The 16889-nt window shown below is 69.8% G+C and carries 15 protein-coding genes; 5 read left to right on the plus strand and 10 right to left on the minus strand.

The window, feature by feature from the left end; all coding sequences use genetic code 11:
- The first annotated feature begins 16 nt into the window (after window positions 1-16).
- The gene (locus AC07SQ_RS30210) at window positions 17-730 is read left to right on the plus strand and encodes a response regulator transcription factor (RefSeq protein ID WP_095948901.1); all 714 of its coding nucleotides are present in this window, start codon (window positions 17-19) and stop codon (window positions 728-730) included.
- A gap of 74 nt (window positions 731-804) precedes the next feature.
- Window positions 805-2571, plus strand: a complete 1767-nt coding sequence (locus AC07SQ_RS30215) for a sensor histidine kinase (protein ID WP_495271654.1) — start codon at window positions 805-807, stop codon at window positions 2569-2571.
- Here AC07SQ_RS30215 and azu read toward each other — a convergent pair.
- From azu to AC07SQ_RS30230, 3 genes are all read right to left on the minus strand, one after another.
- On the minus strand, window positions 2564-3016 hold the full coding sequence (gene azu / locus AC07SQ_RS30220) for an azurin (RefSeq protein WP_159276014.1): 453 nt from the start codon (window positions 3014-3016) through the stop codon (window positions 2564-2566). The two genes, AC07SQ_RS30215 and azu, sit on opposite strands and share 8 nt — an antisense overlap.
- 98 nt (window positions 3017-3114) lie before the next feature.
- Window positions 3115-5463: a cytochrome P450/oxidoreductase gene (locus tag AC07SQ_RS30225; protein WP_495271655.1), complete on the minus strand. Its 2349-nt coding sequence runs from the start codon at window positions 5461-5463 to the stop codon at window positions 3115-3117.
- Window positions 5464-5473: 10 nt separating this feature from the next.
- Window positions 5474-6448 carry a Bug family tripartite tricarboxylate transporter substrate binding protein gene (locus AC07SQ_RS30230; protein WP_495271656.1) on the minus strand — a complete coding sequence of 325 codons (975 nt, stop codon included), beginning with the start codon at window positions 6446-6448 and terminating at the stop codon, window positions 5474-5476.
- A 113-nt stretch (window positions 6449-6561) separates the two neighbouring features.
- Here AC07SQ_RS30230 and AC07SQ_RS30235 point away from each other — a divergent pair, with 113 nt between their 5' ends.
- Complete coding sequence (locus AC07SQ_RS30235) at window positions 6562-7380, plus strand: IclR family transcriptional regulator (RefSeq protein WP_159270951.1); 819 nt, start codon at window positions 6562-6564, stop codon at window positions 7378-7380.
- Window positions 7381-7390: 10 nt separating this feature from the next.
- Here the strand turns inward: AC07SQ_RS30235 and AC07SQ_RS30240 are convergent, their stop codons facing one another.
- Window positions 7391-8215 carry an undecaprenyl-diphosphate phosphatase gene (locus AC07SQ_RS30240; protein WP_354344832.1) on the minus strand — a complete coding sequence of 275 codons (825 nt, stop codon included), beginning with the start codon at window positions 8213-8215 and terminating at the stop codon, window positions 7391-7393.
- A gap of 182 nt (window positions 8216-8397) precedes the next feature.
- On the opposite strand from AC07SQ_RS30240, the gene AC07SQ_RS30245 reads away from it, so the two are divergent.
- Complete coding sequence (locus AC07SQ_RS30245; RefSeq protein WP_354344830.1) at window positions 8398-9255, plus strand: hypothetical protein; 858 nt, start codon at window positions 8398-8400, stop codon at window positions 9253-9255.
- On the opposite strand, the gene AC07SQ_RS30250 is transcribed toward AC07SQ_RS30245, so the two are convergent.
- Genes AC07SQ_RS30250 through AC07SQ_RS30260 form a run of 3 tightly spaced genes read right to left on the minus strand, consistent with a single transcriptional unit; the run spans window position 9247 to window position 12196 of the window.
- A complete protein-coding gene (locus AC07SQ_RS30250; RefSeq protein WP_495271657.1) occupies window positions 9247-9888 on the minus strand; it encodes an aspartate/glutamate racemase family protein in 642 nt (213 codons plus the stop codon). The two genes, AC07SQ_RS30245 and AC07SQ_RS30250, sit on opposite strands and share 9 nt — an antisense overlap.
- A 14-nt stretch (window positions 9889-9902) precedes the next feature.
- Window positions 9903-10817, minus strand: coding sequence for an amino acid ABC transporter substrate-binding protein (locus tag AC07SQ_RS30255; protein ID WP_495271658.1), 915 nt, complete (start codon window positions 10815-10817; stop codon window positions 9903-9905).
- Window positions 10818-10861: 44 nt separating this feature from the next.
- Window positions 10862-12196, minus strand: a complete 1335-nt coding sequence (locus AC07SQ_RS30260) for an aspartate aminotransferase family protein (RefSeq protein WP_495271659.1) — start codon at window positions 12194-12196, stop codon at window positions 10862-10864.
- Window positions 12197-12334: 138 nt separating this feature from the next.
- On the opposite strand from AC07SQ_RS30260, the gene AC07SQ_RS30265 reads away from it, so the two are divergent.
- Window positions 12335-13201 (plus strand): MurR/RpiR family transcriptional regulator, encoded by an 867-nt coding sequence (locus AC07SQ_RS30265; protein WP_095746150.1) that lies wholly within the window; start codon window positions 12335-12337, stop codon window positions 13199-13201.
- Between the two features lie 9 nt (window positions 13202-13210).
- Here the strand turns inward: AC07SQ_RS30265 and AC07SQ_RS30270 are convergent, their stop codons facing one another.
- The 3 genes from AC07SQ_RS30270 to AC07SQ_RS30280 all read right to left on the minus strand — a co-directional run bounded on the left by AC07SQ_RS30270 (window position 13211) and on the right by AC07SQ_RS30280 (window position 16879).
- A complete protein-coding gene (locus tag AC07SQ_RS30270; RefSeq protein WP_095948910.1) occupies window positions 13211-13942 on the minus strand; it encodes a GntR family transcriptional regulator in 732 nt (243 codons plus the stop codon).
- A gap of 164 nt (window positions 13943-14106) precedes the next feature.
- The gene (locus AC07SQ_RS30275; RefSeq protein ID WP_070062620.1) at window positions 14107-14571 is read right to left on the minus strand and encodes a (2Fe-2S)-binding protein; all 465 of its coding nucleotides are present in this window, start codon (window positions 14569-14571) and stop codon (window positions 14107-14109) included.
- A gap of 28 nt (window positions 14572-14599) precedes the next feature.
- Complete coding sequence (locus tag AC07SQ_RS30280; RefSeq protein ID WP_495271660.1) at window positions 14600-16879, minus strand: xanthine dehydrogenase family protein molybdopterin-binding subunit; 2280 nt, start codon at window positions 16877-16879, stop codon at window positions 14600-14602.
- Window positions 16880-16889: the final 10 nt, after the last annotated feature.

Below are 16889 nucleotides of genomic sequence, written 5' to 3' on the forward strand. Positions count from 1 at the left end.
TCAAAAATGTCGTCCTATGTCTGCCCCTCTCCTGGAAGACGTTGAAGTGGTCTCGCTGAGCCCCGCGCTGGTGGTCGAAGACGATCCGGCGATGCGCGAGCGCCTGGCGTACGTGCTGTCGACGCTCGGATGCGACGAGCCCCAGATCGCCTGGGCCGACAGCCTGACCTCGGCCCGCTCGCTGCTGGAGCAGCAGCATTTCGGCGTGGCGCTGGTCGACATCGGCCTGCCCGACGGCAGCGGCGTCGACCTGATCGAGTGGATGCACGTGCACCACCGGCTGGTGCCCGCCGTCGTGATCTCGGCTTGGCGCACCGAGGCCGTGATCTTCGCGGCGCTGCGTGCCGGCGCCATCGGCTACCTGCTGAAGGAACGCGACGACCTCGAGCTCAGCATCGCGCTGCGCAGCATCGAGCAAGGCGGCGCGCCGATCGACCCGGCCATCGCCCGCCGCATCCTCGGCTGGGTCGCGACCCAGCTGCCCGGCCTGCCCTCGCCGCCCGACGACCCGTCGCTGACGCCGGCCACCACGCCCGTCATGCTGACGCCGCGCGAGCGCAAAATCCTCGAGCTCGTGTCGCAAGGGATGAGCAACCGCGACATGGCGGAGGCGCTGTCGATCTCCAGACTGACCGTGGAATGCCACACCAAGAACATCTACCGCAAGCTGGCCGTCAACTCGCGCACCGAGGCGGTCTACCAGGGCCGAAGGCAGGGCTTGCTGCGCTGAGGTTTCTTGCGGGCCTGCTGCTGTGGGCCCTGTGGCTGCTGCTCTCGACGGGCAGCGCACACACACAAACACCGGTGGTCCCCGAGCTTCGCGCCGAAGCCGCACGAGGCACCGGCTGGGACGACACGACGCCGCCCGCCGACGGCTGGACGCCCGTGGCCCTGCCCGACAGCTGGGCCACGCGCTGGCCCGGTTTCGACGGCGTGGTCTGGTACCGGCTGACCTGGGAGCAGCCCGCGCCGGCGGGCGAGACCGGGCTGCTGCTGCACTACCTGAACATGGCCGGAGAGGTCTCGCTCAACGGCACGACGATCTGGCGCGACCGCAGCCTGGTCGAGCCGCTCACGCGCGCATGGAACTCGCCGCGCTACTGGCTGCTGGACGCGCCGCAACTGCGCGCCGGCACCAACACGCTGCTGGTGCGCGTGTCGGGCCTGTCGGCCTACCAGGCCGGGCTGGGGCCGGTGAGCCTGGGCACGCCCGCGGCCATGCAGGCCGAGTTCGGCCGCGAGCAGCTCATGCGGCGCGACCTGCAGGTGTTCGGCCTGGCGACCAGCGCGGCGGTGTCGGCCTTCTTCGCGGCGTGGTGGCTGCTGCGTCGGCGCGAGACGGCCTACGGCTGGTTCGCGGCGATGTCGGTGCTGTGGCTGCTGTTCGGCTACAACCAGATCGCCACCAGCCCGTGGCCCTTTGCCAGCAACCACAGCTGGCAGGCGCTGAACACCTCGCTGCTGCTGGTGTTCAGCGTGTCGTACGGCGTGTTCGTGCTGCGCTTTGCCGGGCGGCGCCTGCCGCGCCTGGAGATCGCGGCGTTCGCGGTGGCGGCCATCGGCGTGCTCGACCTGTGGTTCGCGGGCACCGCCAACCTGCCCACCCACCGCGCGATCTGGACGCTGGTGGGCGGCCTCACGATCATCGTGGTGAACAGCAGCGGCATCTTCCATGCGCTGCGCCACCGGGGCAGCCCGATGCGCTCGCTCGCGCCGTTCATGGCGGTGTCGGCGCTCACGGGCGCGCACGACCTGCTGGTGTTCACGCAGGTGATCGACAGCAACATCTACTACACGACCATGTCCTCGTACGTGCTGCTCTTGGGCATGGCGCTGACGCAGGCCGGGCGCTTCGTGCAGAGCCTGCGGCGCATCGAGAACTTCAACACCGAGCTGATCGAGGAAGTGAACGCCGCCAAGGCCGAGCTCGCGTCCACGCTCGCGCAGCAGCACGCGCTGGAGCTCGCGCACGCGCGCATCGGCGAGCGCGTGGCGCTGGTGAGCGACCTGCACGACGGCCTGGGCGGCATGCTGGTGGGCAGCATCGCGACGCTGGAACGCACGCCCGAGCACCTCAGCGCACCGCAGTTGCTGGCGATGCTCAAGAGCCTGCGCGACGACCTGCGACTGATCATCGACGCCACCGGCCGCGACGACGGCGCACGCGCGCTCGGCGAGCTGCTGGCGCCGCTGCGCTACCGCAGCGCGCAGCTGCTGGACGCCAACGGCATCGACTGCCGCTGGAAGGTCTCGGGCATCGACACGCTGGAGCTCGCGCCCTCGCAGAGCCTGGACCTGATGCGCTTCCTGCAGGAGGCGCTGACCAACGTGCTCAAGCACAGCGCGGGCCGGCGCGTGGACGTGACGGTGGCGCGCGCAGGCGCCGAACTGCAGCTCAGCGTGCGCGACGACGGCCGCGGCTTCGCGGTGGACGGCGTGAGCGGCGGCGCGGGGCTGCGCAACCTGCGGGCGCGGGCACGCCGCCTGGGCGCGCAGCTGCAGCTGCAGTCGCGCCCCGGCGAGACGCAGGTGCTGCTGCGGATGCCCCTGGGCGGCGCGGCGGCTACTTGACCAGTGCCAGCGTGCCCTTCATGAGCGACGCGTGCCCCGGGAACGAGCAGAACCACGCATAGCTGTCTCCCGCCTTGAGCTTGCTCACGTCGAAGCTCACGGCATCGGTCTCGCCGCCGCCGATGACCTTCGAATGCGCGATGACGCGGGCATCACCCGGCTTCACATAGGCCTTGTCCAGCCCCGCGCCGATGCCGTCCGCCGCCACGCCCTGCGCGTCGGCGGCCTTGCTCAGCACCCAGTTGTGGCCCATCGCGGCCTTGGGCAGCTTGCCGACGTGCTTGAGCTTCACGGTGAACTGCTTGCAGCTGGCCGGCACGGCGATGGCGCTCTTGTTGAACTGCATCGCGTCGTTGCCTTCGATCTCGATGTCGCAGGTGGCGGCCAGCACGGGGCCGGCAAGCAGCGCCGTGAAAAGCAGGGCCGCGGTGGTTCTCGTCTTCATCACATGGTTCCTTCGGTGAGGTGCCGATTCGGCACGCCCCACTGTGCGGTGGGCGTGCCGCGAAACACTTGCGATGAATCAATGCGCGGCGAAAAGCCTCAGAGTTCGAGCACCAGCCGCCCCTCACAGGCGCGAGAACAGCAGGCCATCATCTTGGTGTTCGCATCGCGCTCGCTGCGCGTGAGCACCACGTCGCGGTGATCGACCTTGCCGGCCAACACGCGCACTTCGCACGAGCCGCACAGGCCTTCCTCGCAGTCGCTCTGCACATCGACGTTGGCCGCGCGCAGGGCTGTCAGCAGGGTCTGGTCGGGCGGCACGGTGATGACGAGGCCGGAGTCCTTCAGCTCCACCTCGAAGGCATGTTCCTTCGACGGGTCGAGCGTGGCCAGCGTCGATTCGAAATGCTCCACGCGCAGCGCGCCCTCGGGCCACGCGGCGCAGCAATCTTCCAGCGCTTCGAGCATGCGCAGCGGGCCGCAGGCGTACACCTGCGCGCCGGGCACGGGCGTGGCCAGCAGCGCGCGCAGGTCGTTGCGCCGGCCTTCATCGGCGGCATGCACGTGCAGGCGCTCGCCGTGCAGCGCGGCCAGCTCGTCGACGAAGGCCATGCTCGCGCGGCTGCGGCCGCTGTAGTGCAGTTCGTAGTCCATGCCCAGCGCCTTGGCGCGCCGCGCCATCGCGCTCACGGGCGTGATGCCGATGCCGCCGGCGATGAAGATCGCCTTCGGCAGCGACTCGTCGAGCCGGAAGTGGTTGCGCGGGCCGCGGATGCGCAGGCGCTCGCCCACCTTCACGTTCGCATGCACCCAGGCCGAACCGCCACGGCCTTCGGGCTCGTGCAGCACGGCGATCTCCAGCGCGTGGGCTTCGTCGGGGTCGCCGCACAGCGAGTATTGGCGCGACAGCTCGGGCGAGCCGCATTCCACGTCGATGTGCGAGCCCGGCGTCCAGCGCGGCAGCGGCTTGCCGTCGGGCGACACCAGGCGCAGCCGCACGATGCCGTCGGCCACCGGCGTCACGCGCTCGACCACCACGGGCCGCGCGATGGCGTGCGCCGACGGCTCGCCGATGCGCACCGGCACCTGCACGTCGCGCAGGCCCGCGTTGGCGCGCTCCGGGTTGGCGCGCGGGTCCCACTCGACCCACAGGTGCTCGGGGCCACGGAACGAGGTGTTCGGCACGTAGCTGAAGCGCTGCTCCGACAGGCGCATGTGCGGCAGCCGGCGCGTGAACTCCTCCAGGAAGATCTGCATCTCCATGCGCGCCAGGTTCTTGCCCATGCACTGGTGCGAGCCGTAGCCGAAGGTCAGGTGGTCGCTGGCGTTGTCGCGGCGGATGTCGAACAGGTCGGCATCGGCGAAGTGGCCTTCGTCGTGGTTGGCCGACGAGGTGACGATCAGCAGCCGCGAGCCCGCCGGCAGGTCGACGCCGCCGACCTGCGTGTCCTTGGTGACGAGCCGGCGCCAGGCGGCCACCGAGCCGTTGTGGCGCAGGCACTCTTCCACCGCGTTGGGAATGAGGCCCGGGTCGTCGCACAGCTCCTGCCACACCTGCGGGTGCTGCAGCAGCAGCTTCACGGCGTTGGCGGTGGCGTTGGCGGTGGTCTCGTGCGCGGCCACGATGCCGGCCATCATCATCGAGTGCAGGTACGAGTCGGTGACGACCTCGGGGTGCTGCATCTGCTTGCGGATGCCGTACTGCATCCAGCCGGGCGCATCGGGGTCCTGGCGCATCTTGTCGAGCACCTTGCCGGCGTACTGCCAGAAGTTGCCGACGGCGTGCGCCACGGCCACCTGCTCCTCGGGCTTGGGGCGGCCCCAGGTGTTGACGGTGTGCGCGATGGAATATTTGCGCAGCGTGTCCATGTCTTCCTCGGGCACGCCGAGAAAGTGCAGCGCCACGGTGAGCGGGATTTCCCACAGCATCTGGTCGACGAGGTCGGCGCGGCCGTCGTCGATGAAGCGGTCGACATAGCTGCGCGCGAGTTCGCGCACCAGCGGCTCGTGGTGCTTCAGCGCCTCGGGCGTGAACGGGTCCATGAGCGCGCGGCGGCGCGGCATGTGGGCCGGCTCGTCCTCGTTCACCAGTGTGCGGTTGAGCGCAAAGCCGTAGCTTGCGAGCACGGCATTGGCCTCTTCGCCCGTGGGCGTGATCTTCTCCAGCGCGTTCGACGGGCTGAAGGTGAGGTTGTCGCGGAACACCGCCTTGATGTCGTCGTAGCGCGTGATCACCCAGTAGCCCAGCTTGGGGCTGTAGAAGATCGGCTCCTGCTCGCGGGCCCAGCGCACGTACTCGGGCGGGTCCTGCTGGTAGCCGTCCTCGAAGGGATCGAACTCGGCGGCGCGCTGGCTCACGGGGCAGCCGGTGGGCGTGCGCTCGGCGGAGAGCGCCCCGTGCGCGATGGGGCAACCGGAAGTGCGCGAAGGCATGGCGGTGTCGGACATGGCAGCAGACTCAGTCGAGCGTGATCTTCAGGTCGCGGATCAGCTTGTGCCAGCGCGCGGTCTCGGCCTTGAGCAGCTCGGTGTACTGCGCGGGCGTGTTGCCCACGGGCTCGACGCCGAAGTCGACCATGCGCTTGTTCACCGAGGGCTCGTGGATGGCGGCCACCAGCTGGCGGTTGAGCGTGTTCACCACGTCGGCCGGCGTGGCCGCGGGCACCACCACGCCGACCAGCGCGGCGGCTTCGACGTTCTTGTAGCCGAGCTCGGCGAAGGTGGGCACGTCGGGCAGCTGCGGCAGGCGCGTGGGGTTGGCCACGGCCAGCGCGCGCACCTTGCCGCCCTTGATGAAGCCGGCGCCGGCGGCCATGTCGACCATCATGGCCGGCAGCTGCCCGCCGACCACGTCGGCCAGCGCAGGCGCCGCGCCGCGGTACGGCACGTGGACCATGAAGAGCTTGGCTTCCACCTTCAGCAGTTCCATCGCCAGGTGGTGCGGGCTGCCCGCGCCGGCCGAGGCGTAGTTGATGCCGCCCGGCTTGGCCTTGGCCTGCGCGATGAAGTCCTTGGCGGAGGCAAAGCCCGAGTTGGCGCCGACCACCAGGATCATGGGGAACTTGCCCATCAGCGTGACGGGTGCCAGGTCCTTGGTGGGGCTGTAGCTCAGCGACTTGTACAGCGCCGGGTTGAACACCAGCGTGCCGTTGTCGGCCGAGAGCACGGTGTAGCCGTCGGCCGGGGCGCGCGCGGTTTCGGCAGCGGCCAGCGCGGTGTTGCCACCCGGCTTGTTGTCCACCAGCACCGGCTGGCCGACCTGGGTCGACAGCGTCTGGGCGACGGTGCGCGCGAGGAAGTCGGAGCCGCCGCCCGCTGCGTAGGGCACGAGCCAGCGGATCGGCTTGGCGGGGAAGGTGGTCTGGGCGCTGGCGGCGGTGGCCAGCGCAGCCAGGGACAGGACCGCAAGGCCGCGGGCGAAGTGCTTCTTCATCGGGGTGTCTCCGTGGTAGAAATTGTGTATTGCGTAATTATCATACGCATTGCGTAATCACTAGACCACGGGTTTACCCGGCCACCGAGGCCGCCACCTAAGATGAGGACGACATGACCTCCCCCGCCGAAGCACCCCCGGTTCCCTCTTCCCCTCCCCGCGAGCGCCGCCAGCGCGTGCAGTCCGCCGAGACCGGCATGGCCGTGCTCAAGGGCCTGGCGCACCTGGGCGGGCGCAGCAGCCTCACGGCGCTGGCCACCCATGTGGGCGAGAGCCCGGCCAAGGTGCACCGCTACCTCGCGAGCCTGATGGAAGAAAGCCTGGTGCGCCAGGACACCGCCTCGCAGCACTACTACCTGGGGCCCGAGGCGATCCAGATCGGCCTGGCCGCCATGCGCCAGGCCGACCCGATCCGCGCGGCCGAGCCCTGCCTGATCCGCCTGCGCGAATCGCTGGAGGTGACCTGCTTCGTCGCGGTGATGGGCAACAAGGGCCCGACCATCGTGCGCTTCGAGGAGCCGGGCCTGCCGGTGACGGTGAACGTGCGCGCCGGCTCGGTGATGTCGATGCTGTGGTCTGCCACCGGGCGCGCCTTCCTGGGCCTGCTCGACGAGTCGCGCGTGGTGGCGCTGGCCGAGCAGGAACTGGCCGACGCCACCGAGGACATGCGCGCGCTGCTCGATGCCGACGACCCCATCGGCGCGTTGCGCCGCGAGGTGCAGCAGGCGCACTGCGCCATCGTGCGGGACACCTACCTGCGCGGCATCAGCGCCGTGGCGGCGCCGGTGTACGACTACGCGGGAAGGGTGTGCGCCGTGATCACCGCGCTGGGTGCCACGGGCGGGTTCGACCCGTCGATCGACGGGCCGATCGCCATCGCCGTGCGGCGGGAGGCGAAGGCCGCCGGCGCGCTGCTGGGCGCGGCGGCCTGAAGCTGCAGGCTTATTCCGCCCAGACCACCGCGCCGGTCCACGCTGTGGCCAGCACCACGATGCCGAAGGCGATGCGATACCAGGCGAACGGAATGAAGTTGTGCGTGCTGATGTACTTCAGCAGCCAGCGCACGCACAGCCACGCGCTGATGAACGAGAAGGCCAGCCCCACTGTGAACAGCGGAATGTCGGCCACCGACAGCAGCGCGCGCTCCTTGTAGAGGCTGTAGGCGCCCGCGCCGATCAGCGTCGGAATCGCCAGGAAGAACGAGAAATCGGTCGCCGCCTGGCGCGACAGGCCCAGCAGCATGCCGCCGATGATGGTCGAGCCGCTGCGGCTGGTGCCGGGGATCATCGCGAAGCACTGCACCAGGCCGACCTTGAGTGCGTCCCAGGGCGTCATGTCGTCCACGTGCTCGACGCGCACCGAACCGGGCGGGCGCTTCTCGGCCCACAGGATGATGAAGCCGCCGATGATGAAGGTGCTCGCCACCACGGTCGGGATGAACAGGTGCGCCTTGATCATCTTGCCGAACAGGAGGCCCAGCACCACCGCGGGCAGGAAGCCGATGACGATGTTCAGCGCCAGCCGGCGCGCCTTGGGCTGGCGCGGCAGCGCCACCACGGTCGAATGGATCTTCTGCCAGTAGACCAGGATCACCGCGAAGATCGCGCCGGTCTGGATGGCGATGTCGAACACCTTGGCCTTGGCGTCGTCGAAGCCCAGCAGCGAGCCCGCAAGAATGAGGTGGCCGGTCGACGAGATCGGCAGGAATTCGGTCAGACCCTCCACGATGCCCATGACAGCGGCCTTGACCAGCAAAACGATATCCACGCGTACTCCTTGAAAGAGCGGCAATTATGGCGAGGCCATCGGTCAGGCCCTGTTCAGGCGCCGTTCCGCCGGTGGAACGCAAGGCAGCCCGCCCACGGAAATACCTAGTTCAGGTGATGTTCGACCTCGGCGCGTTAATACATATTGATAACAGTTATTCATCTGCGCCCGAAGGAGCATCCATGTCAACGTTCACCACCGGGAGTGAACTCGAGGACTGCGTCGCAGAAGAACGCCCCTCGACGCTCGACGACCATGTCGAAGACCGTCTCAAGAGCCCCTGCCAGCTGGAGCGGGAGCAGTGCCACGGCATGCTGCGCGTGGCCGAAGCCACCGGCGCCTCGGCCCACGAGCTGCGCCAGCTGACCCAGCGCCTGGCCGACATCGACCGCTGCGGCGCCAGCGCCTGCATCGTCGCGCAAGGCCATGTGGAGGCCGACCGCATGGCCTCCGGCCTGCAGGCCAACGCCGCCCTGTGCATCGACTTCCGGCTGCTGGAGCCGCTGGGCCCGGCCCATGACAAGAAATGGTTTGCGCGTTGGAAGTTCTGGAGCTTCCTGCTCGGCGCGGCCGGCCCGGTGGCCGCGCTCACGCTGCAGGGCCTGGCGCTGCGCCCGGCCGAACCGCACGACGCGCACGCCGACCTGGTCGCCAAGTCGCGCAAGGTGCTCGAAAGCTGGCGCCGCACCTCCGACACCCTCTTCTGGCACGCGGTGGAAGACTACGTGCGCCAGCAGGCCTTCTCGCTCGAGACCCAGGCCTACCTGATGCACTGCGTGGCGTCGGTCTTCGCCGCCGAGGCGCCCGTGCTGTGCGACGCCGAACGCGAACGGCTGGCCGCCGTGCTCACCGACACCTACTGCGACGCACTCGGCACGGCGGCGACCATGCCCTCGTCGGACATCTACCGCCGCCTGGCGCAGGGCCTGGAAACCGACAGCGGCAACGCCGGCCCGGGCCGCCCGCTCGCGCGCGGCGAGGCCGCGCAGGTGGCGATGACCACGCTGGTCACGGTCGTCGGCAACGGCGGCTCACACTGAGCGCCGACGCAACGCGCGCACCGCGCTGTCGACCGTCGTCAGCACCGGCAGGCCGCTGGCCGCTTCGCAGGCGCCACGCGCCCGCGCCATGCTGAACTGAGCCAGGGCGATGCGCGTGCAACCGCGCGCGCGCAGCGCCGCGGCCTGTTCGGCGATGAGCGCGTCATGGCGCTGCGCGTCGCCCGCATCGAGCGCGGCCAGCGCGCCCTCGGCCAGCGCGAGTTCGAGCGCCATGCCCGACGGAAACTCTGGCGGCATCGATTCCAGCGTGCGCGCGAAGGTCGCGATCAGGCCCAGGCGGCCCTCGCCCTGCACGGCCTCCTCGATCATGGCCTCGTTGGGCTTGAGCACCGGAATGCCCGCGTGCCACTGCGCCACCGCCTCGATGCACGGCCCGAAGGCCGAGCACGTGAAGAGAATGCCGCGCGCGCCCGTGTCCACCGCGTACTGCGCCAGGCGCTGGAAGCGCTCGTGCATGGCCGCGTCGAGCCCCTTGCCGTCGCGCGCGAGGTCGGCCGAGAGGCTGTCGTCCAGCAGGTTCATGCGCACGGCCTCGGGCCAGTCGCGTGCGAAGGCTTCGTTGATGGGGGCGACGGAATGCGAGAGCGCGTGGATGAGGGCGATGCGTGTCATGAAGTCGGGTGAGATCAGATGCCCTTGGACGACGGGTTGGCAAAGGCCTCCTTCGTCTCGGCATTGAGCGGGTAGTTGATGTTGATGCCCTTGGGCGGAATCGGCGACATGAACCACTTGCTGTAGAGCTTTTCCATCTCGCCGGACTTCATCATGCCCGACACCACGCGGTCCACCAGCGCCTTGAAGGCCGGGTCGTCCTTGCGGAACATCAGCGACTGGTTCTCGGTGCGCAGGCTCTCGCCGGTGATGACGAAGTCCTTCGGATTGCGCGCGTTGGCGATCTGGCCCGCCAGCAGGATGTCGTCCAGCACGAAGGCCTGCGCGCGGCCGCTCTCGACCAGCAGGAACGAGTCGGTGTGATCCTTGCCCGAGAGCTGGTTCACCTCGAGGCTGCGGCCCTTGTCGGCCGCGCGCAGCAGGCGGAACGACGTGGTGCCGGCGGTGGTGACCACGGTCTTGCCCTGCAGGTCGGCGATGCTCTTGATGCCCGAATCGGCCTTCACCAGCGTGCGCACGTTGTAGCGGAAGATGTCTGGCGAGAAAGCCACCTGCGACTGGCGCTCGACCAGGTTGGTGGTGGAGCCGCACTCGATGTCCACCGTGCCGTTCTGCACCAGCGGGATGCGGTTGGCCGAGGTCACGGCCTGGTACTTGATGTCGAGGGCCGGCAGCTTCAGCTCGGTCTTCAGCGCGTCGACGATGCGGTTGCAGATCTCGATGCTGTAACCCACGGGCTTGAGGTTGGCGTCCAGGTACGAGAAGCCGAACGAGGCCTCGCGGTAGCCGAAGGTGATGGCGCCGCTGGCCTTGATCTTGGCGAGCGTGTCGTTGGCGGCCTGCGCCTGCGCGGCGGTGGTCGGCACCAAGGCGGCACAGGCCAGCGCGAAGGCGGCGGCAATGGAAAGCGACGGGCGAAGCTGGGGCATGGAACGCTCCTCGGAACAGCGGTTGAAGAAAAAGGGGCGGTGGCTCAGCGCGTCGCGCCGCGCGTGACCGCGTCGACCGAGGCCGTGAGCCGCGCGACGATCTCGTGCAGGTGGTCGCGCGTCGCGATGTACGGCGGCGCCAGCAGCACGTGGTCGCCCTGGCGGCCGTCGACCGTGCCGCCGAAGGGGTAGCACAGCAGGCCGCGCGCCATCGCGTCTTTCTTGATGAGCGCATGGACCTTCAGCGATGGATCGAAGGGCTGCTTGCTCGCGCGGTCGGCCACCAGCTCGATGCCCCAGAAGAAGCCGCGTCCGCGGATGTCGCCCACGTGCGGGTGGTCGCCCAGCGCCTCGGCCAGCATCGCGCCGAAGGCGACGCCGTCGTCGCGCACCTTGGCGACCAGGCCGTCGCGGCGGATCACCTGCTGCACCGCGAGCGCCGCCGCGCAGGCCATCGGATGACCCAGGTAGGTGTGGCCGTGCTGGAAGAAGCCGCTGCCCTTGGACATGGCCTCGACGATGCGGCGCTGCGCCAGCACCGCGCCGATCGGCTGGTAGCCGCCGCCCAGGCCCTTGGCGATGGTCATCAGGTCGGGCACCACGCCCTCCTGCTCGCAGGCATGCAGCGAACCGGTGCGGCCCATGCCGCACATCACCTCGTCGAGGATCAGCAGCACGCCGTACTTGTCGCAGACCTCGCGCACGGCCTTGAAATAGCCCGGCACCGGCGTGAGCACGCCGGCGGTGGCACCGCCCACGGTCTCGGCCACGAAGGCGATCACGCGGTCAGCGCCCTGCGCGACGATGGCCGCTTCCAGCTCATCTGCCAGGCGCAGGCCGTACTGCTCGGCGCTTTCACCTTCGCGCTGCTCGCGGTACGGGTAGCACGGCGCGACGTGCGTGGCCGGCACGAGGATGGGCGCGAAGGGCTCGCGCCGCCAGGCGTTGCCGCCCACCGCGAGCGCGCCCAGCGTGTTGCCGTGGTAGCTCTGGCGGCGCGCGATGAAGTGCGTGCGCTGCGGCTGGCCGATTTCCACGAAGTACTGGCGCGCCATCTTCAGCGCCGACTCCACGGCCTCCGAGCCACCGCTCACGAGGTACACGTGGCTCATGCCTTCGGGGGCGCCACCGATGAGTTCGTCGGCCAGCTGCTCGGCCACCTCGCTCGTGAAGAAGCTGGTGTGGGCGTAGGCCAGTGTGTCGATCTGCGCGTGCATGGCCGCCATCACCTCGGGATGGCCATGGCCGAGCGAGGACACGGCCGCGCCGCCCGAGGCGTCAAGGTACTCGCGCCCTTCGGCGTCGCGGATGAACATGCCCTGCGCGCTGGCGGCAACGGGCGGGGTCTGGCGAAGGTGGCGGTGGAAGACGTGCGTCATGGCGAGGGAAAAGCGGGGCCTGTATTTGGAACTAACGTTTCGGCCGAATTATTGTTTGGAACATTTGTTCCGTCAACTCCCGGGATTTCCCTGCTCCGGTACATTCGTTCCAGACACCGAGAGAAAAGAGACACCGCCATGGGCGCCAAAGAACTGATCCGCCAGCGTTTCAACGAACTGAGCCCCGCCCTGCAGCAGGTGGCGCGCTACGTGCTCGACCACCCCAACGAAGTGGTCACAGGCTCGATGCGCAACGTCGGCACGCGCGCGCAGAGCACGCCAGCCACGCTGGTGCGCTTCGCGCAGCACCTGGGCTTCGAGGGCTGGCCGCAGCTGAAAGAGGCCTTCGCCGCCGACATGGGCCTGGGCACCGAGACCTACGGCGGGCGCGCCAAGCAGCTGGTGGGCCGTGTCGCCGACCAGGGCCTGGCGGGCGAGATGTTCGAGGTGCAGCGGCGCAACCTGGAGCTCACGCACCAGCAGAGCGGGCCGGCGCTGCTCAAGGCCTGCGCGCTGCTGGAGAAGGCGCCGGCCGTGCACGCGGCGGGCTTTCGCGCCTGCTTTCCGATCGCGTTCTCGTTCGTGTACGTGTACCGGCTCTTTCGCACCAGCGTGCACCTCGTGGACGGCCAGGGCGGCTCGCTAGAGATGCAGCAGCGCGCCTTCGCCAAGGGCGACGCACTGGTGGTGGCGAGCTTTGCGCCCTACTCGCGCGAAGCCTTGCAGGTGGCCGAGGCTGCGAAGGCGGCCGGTTGCCGCATCGTGGCGATCACCGACAGCGTGACCTCGCCGCTGTCGCTGCTGGCGGACGAGACGCTGCTCTTCACCATCCACAGCCCCTCGTTCTTCCCGTCGGTGGCGGCCGGCGTGGCCGTGACGGAAGCGCTGGTCGAGCTGCTGGCGAGCCGCGCGGGCAAGCCAGTGATCCGGCGCATCGACCAGGCCGAGGCGCAGCTGTTCGAGTCGGGGGCCTACCTCATGGCGCCGGTGGCGCGCGGCGGATAGGGAAAAGGATCAGGCCAGCGCGCGGGTGCGGCCGGCGCTCTGGCGCAGGTAGAGCACCAGCAGGTCGCGGTTGGCGTTGATGTGCTCGCGCATCGCGGCTTCGGCGCCCGAGGCCTCCTGCCGGCCCAGCGCCTCGACGATGCAGCGGTGCTCTTCGAGCGCCTGCAGGGCCTGGCTGTGGCGGTACAGCAGCATCGCGGCGTCGTGCCTGTGCGGGCGCGAGCGGCTGTCGAAGATCACCGGCAGCTGGCAGGCGCGCTGCACGGCCTCGCTGAGCCAGCGGTTGTCGGCCAGCGACAGCAGCTTGTGGTGGAAAGCCTGGTTCAGGTCCTGCCACAGGTCGGCCCGCTCGTCGGTCCATTCGCCGCTGTCGTGCAGCAGCGCGTGCTGCTCGTCGACCATGGCCGTCAGTTCGGCCAGCGCCTCGTCGTCCAGGCCGCGCTCGCTGAGCAGGCGGCAGCCCATGCCTTCGAGCGTGGCGCGCACACTGAAGGCGTCGAACACGTCCTTGGCGTCGAAACGGCGCACCTGGAAACCCCGCTGCGGGTGGTAGACCAGCAACCCCTCGTCGGCCAGCCGCGCCATGGCGCCGCGCACAGGGGTGCGCGACACGCCAAGCTCGTTGGCGAGCGAAATCTCCATCAGGTGGGCGCCGGGGGCGATCGCACCGTCGAAGATGCGGGTGCGCAGCGTGTCGGCCACGGACAGAACGCGCGTCCGCGAGGGGTCTGGGGGGGTCATCGAAAGTCGGAAACAGGGGGCGGCCGGAAGCAGGCCGCGCGGATGGTACGGCGGCGTATCGAAGCTTCATATCCCCAATTTCCGTAAAAATACCGTTCTGGCGACTTTTTCGAGAATTACGGAAAAATTATTAACTTCTGTAAACAACCACCCCGGTTTCTGCGTTACCGCCCCGCTGTTTCTGCCGCCAGGTGGATCGCGGCGCGAATCCGGGGGTAGGTGCCGCAGCGGCAGATGTTGCCGCGCATGGCGTCCGAGACCTGGTCGTCGCTGGGTTTGGGCGTGGCTTTGAGCAGCGCGCAGGCCGACATGAGCTGGCCGCTCTGGCAATAGCCGCACTGCACCACGTCGACCTCGGTCCAGGCCGCGCGCAGGGCGTCGGCTTCCCGGCCCTTCAGGCCCTCGATGGTGGTGACTTCGCGCCCGCCCACGGCCTCCAGCGGGGTGACGCAGGAGCGCACGGCCTGGCCGTCCAGGTGCACGGTGCAGGCGCCGCACAGCGCCTTGCCGCAGCCGAACTTGGTGCCGACGAGCTTCATCTCGCCGCGCAGCACCCACAGCAACGGGGTGTCGGGCTCGGCGCTCACGGTGGCGGTCTGGCCGTTGATCTTCAGCGTGGTGGTGGTCATGGGGTGTCTTTCTTGCTGTTCCGGGAGATCAGGCCAGCCGCAGAGGCAGGCTGCGCAGGCGCTGGCCGGTCAGCGCGAACACGGCGTTGGCCACGGCGGGCGCGATGGGCGGCGTGCCGGGCTCGCCCACGCCACCAGGCGGCACCTCGGCGCCGGTGCCGGCGAGGATGTCGACCTCGATGGCCGGGCACTCGTCGATGCGCAGCGGCGTGTAGTCGTGGAAGTTGCTCTGCTGCACCTGGCCGCGCGCCACGGTGATCTCGCCGCGCAGCGCGGCCGACAGGCCGAACACGATGCCGCCTTCCATCTGCTGGCGGATCAGGTTGGGGTTGACCGGCAGGCCGCAGTCGATCACGCACACCACACGGTGCACGCGGATCTGCCGCTCGGGCGTCACCGACACCTCGGCCACCTGCGCCACGATGCTGCCGAAGGCCCGGTGGATGGCCACGCCGCGCGCGCGCTTCGTGCCGTCGGGCCCGTCGGCCAGCGGCTCGCCCCACTTCGAGAGTTCGGCCACGCGCTTGAGCACCGCCAGGTGGCGCGCATCCTTGGCAAGCAGGCCGGCGCGGAAGGCCACCGGGTCCTTGCCGGCGGCGACGGCGCATTCGTCGATGAAGCTCTCGACGAAGAAGCCGTTCTGCGAATGCGCCACCGAGCGCCAGATGCCGGTGGTGACGGCCGATTCGACCGGCACGTGCGCCACGCGGGCCTGTGGGAAATCGTAGGCGGTGTTCCAGGCGCCGTCGGTCGAGTTGTCCATGAACGACGGCGCCCCCAGGCTGGAGCCGGCGCTGGTGGTCTGCCACGCGACCAGCGCGCCCGCCGCGTCGAAGCCGGCCTTGCACAGCGCCACGTAGGCCGGGCGGTAGAAGTCGTGTGTCATGTCTTCCTCGCGCGACCAGATGAGTTGCACCGGCGCGCCGCCGGCCTCGCGCGCGAGCTGCGCGGCCTGCACCAGGAAGTCGATGAAGTAGCGCCGCCCGAAGCCGCCGCCCAGGTAGGTGACGTGCAGCGTGACCTTGTCGGCGTCGATGCCCAGCGCCTTGGCGACCGCGGCGCGCGCGAAGCCCGGCGCCTGCGTGGGCGCCCAGACGGTGGCGGCGCCGTCCTTGAACTGCACGGTGCAGTTCATCGGCTCCATGGTGGCGTGCGCCAGGAAGGGCACGCGGTACTCGACCTCGATCGTGCGCGCGGCGGACTTCAGCGCCGCCGCCACGCCGCCGGTATCGAGGCGCGCATTGCCCGCATCGGCGTCGAGCGTGCGCGCGAGGCGGTCGATCATCTCGGCGCTCGAGAGGCTCGCGGCCGGGCCGTGATCCCATTCGATGTCGACCTGCTTCAGCGCGCGCATCGCGTGGTACGGCGTGTCGGCGATCACCGCCACGCCGCCCGCCGTGCTGCCGGTGCCGACAAGGCTCGCGGCCACCGGTTCCAGCGCCATCACCTTGCGCACGCCGGGCAGCGCCTCGGCCGCCTTGGCGTCGAAGCGCGCGACGCGGCCGGCCAGCGTCGGGCACATGGCGATGCTGGCGTACAGCAGGCCCGGCGGCAGCACGTCGATGCCGTAGGTGGCCGTGCCATTGAGCTTGCCGGCGTTGTCGATGCGCCGCTGCGGCTGGCCGATGACGCGGAAGTCGGCTTGCGCCTTGAGCTTCACCGCCGTGGGCAGCGGCTGCTGCGCGGCCTTTGCCGCGAGTTCGCCGAAGCGCGCGCTGCGGTTGGAGGCCGGGTGCAGCACGCGGCCGGCCTCGGTGCGGCATTCGCCGGCGGGCACCTGCCACTGCGCCGCCGCCGCGCTCACCAGCATGAGCCGCGCCGAGGCGCCGGCCTCGCGCACCGGGCCCCACTGGTCGGTGACGCTCGACGAGCCGCCCGTGCCCGAGAGCCCCGGGATCGTGCGCAGCAGCTTGCCCACCACCTGGTGCGCCGCGCGCTTGCCGAAGCCCTCGTCGCCGGGCTTGAAGGGCAGCGCGTCGAGGATCATGGCCTGGTTGTTGTAGATGGCGTCGAAGCCGGCCTGCTCGAGCCGCACCTGCGACACCGCGGCATCCATTTCCTCGGCCAGCAGCATCGCCAGGCCGGTGTGCGTGCCCTGCCCCATTTCCGATTGCGTCATCACCAGCGTGACGGTGTCGTCGCTGCCCACCTTGACCCAGCCGTTGAGCGCGACCTGCCCGTTGCCCGCCGGCAGCGGCGCACCGGGCACGAGGCGCGAAGCCGCCGGCGTGGCGGCCCAGCCGACGACCAGGGCGCCGGCGGCGCCGAGGGTGCCGAGCACGAAGTGGCGGCGTTTGAGTGTGGGCATGGCGGGGTCT

The organism is Variovorax sp. GW821-FHT06D12, assembly GCF_059419205.1.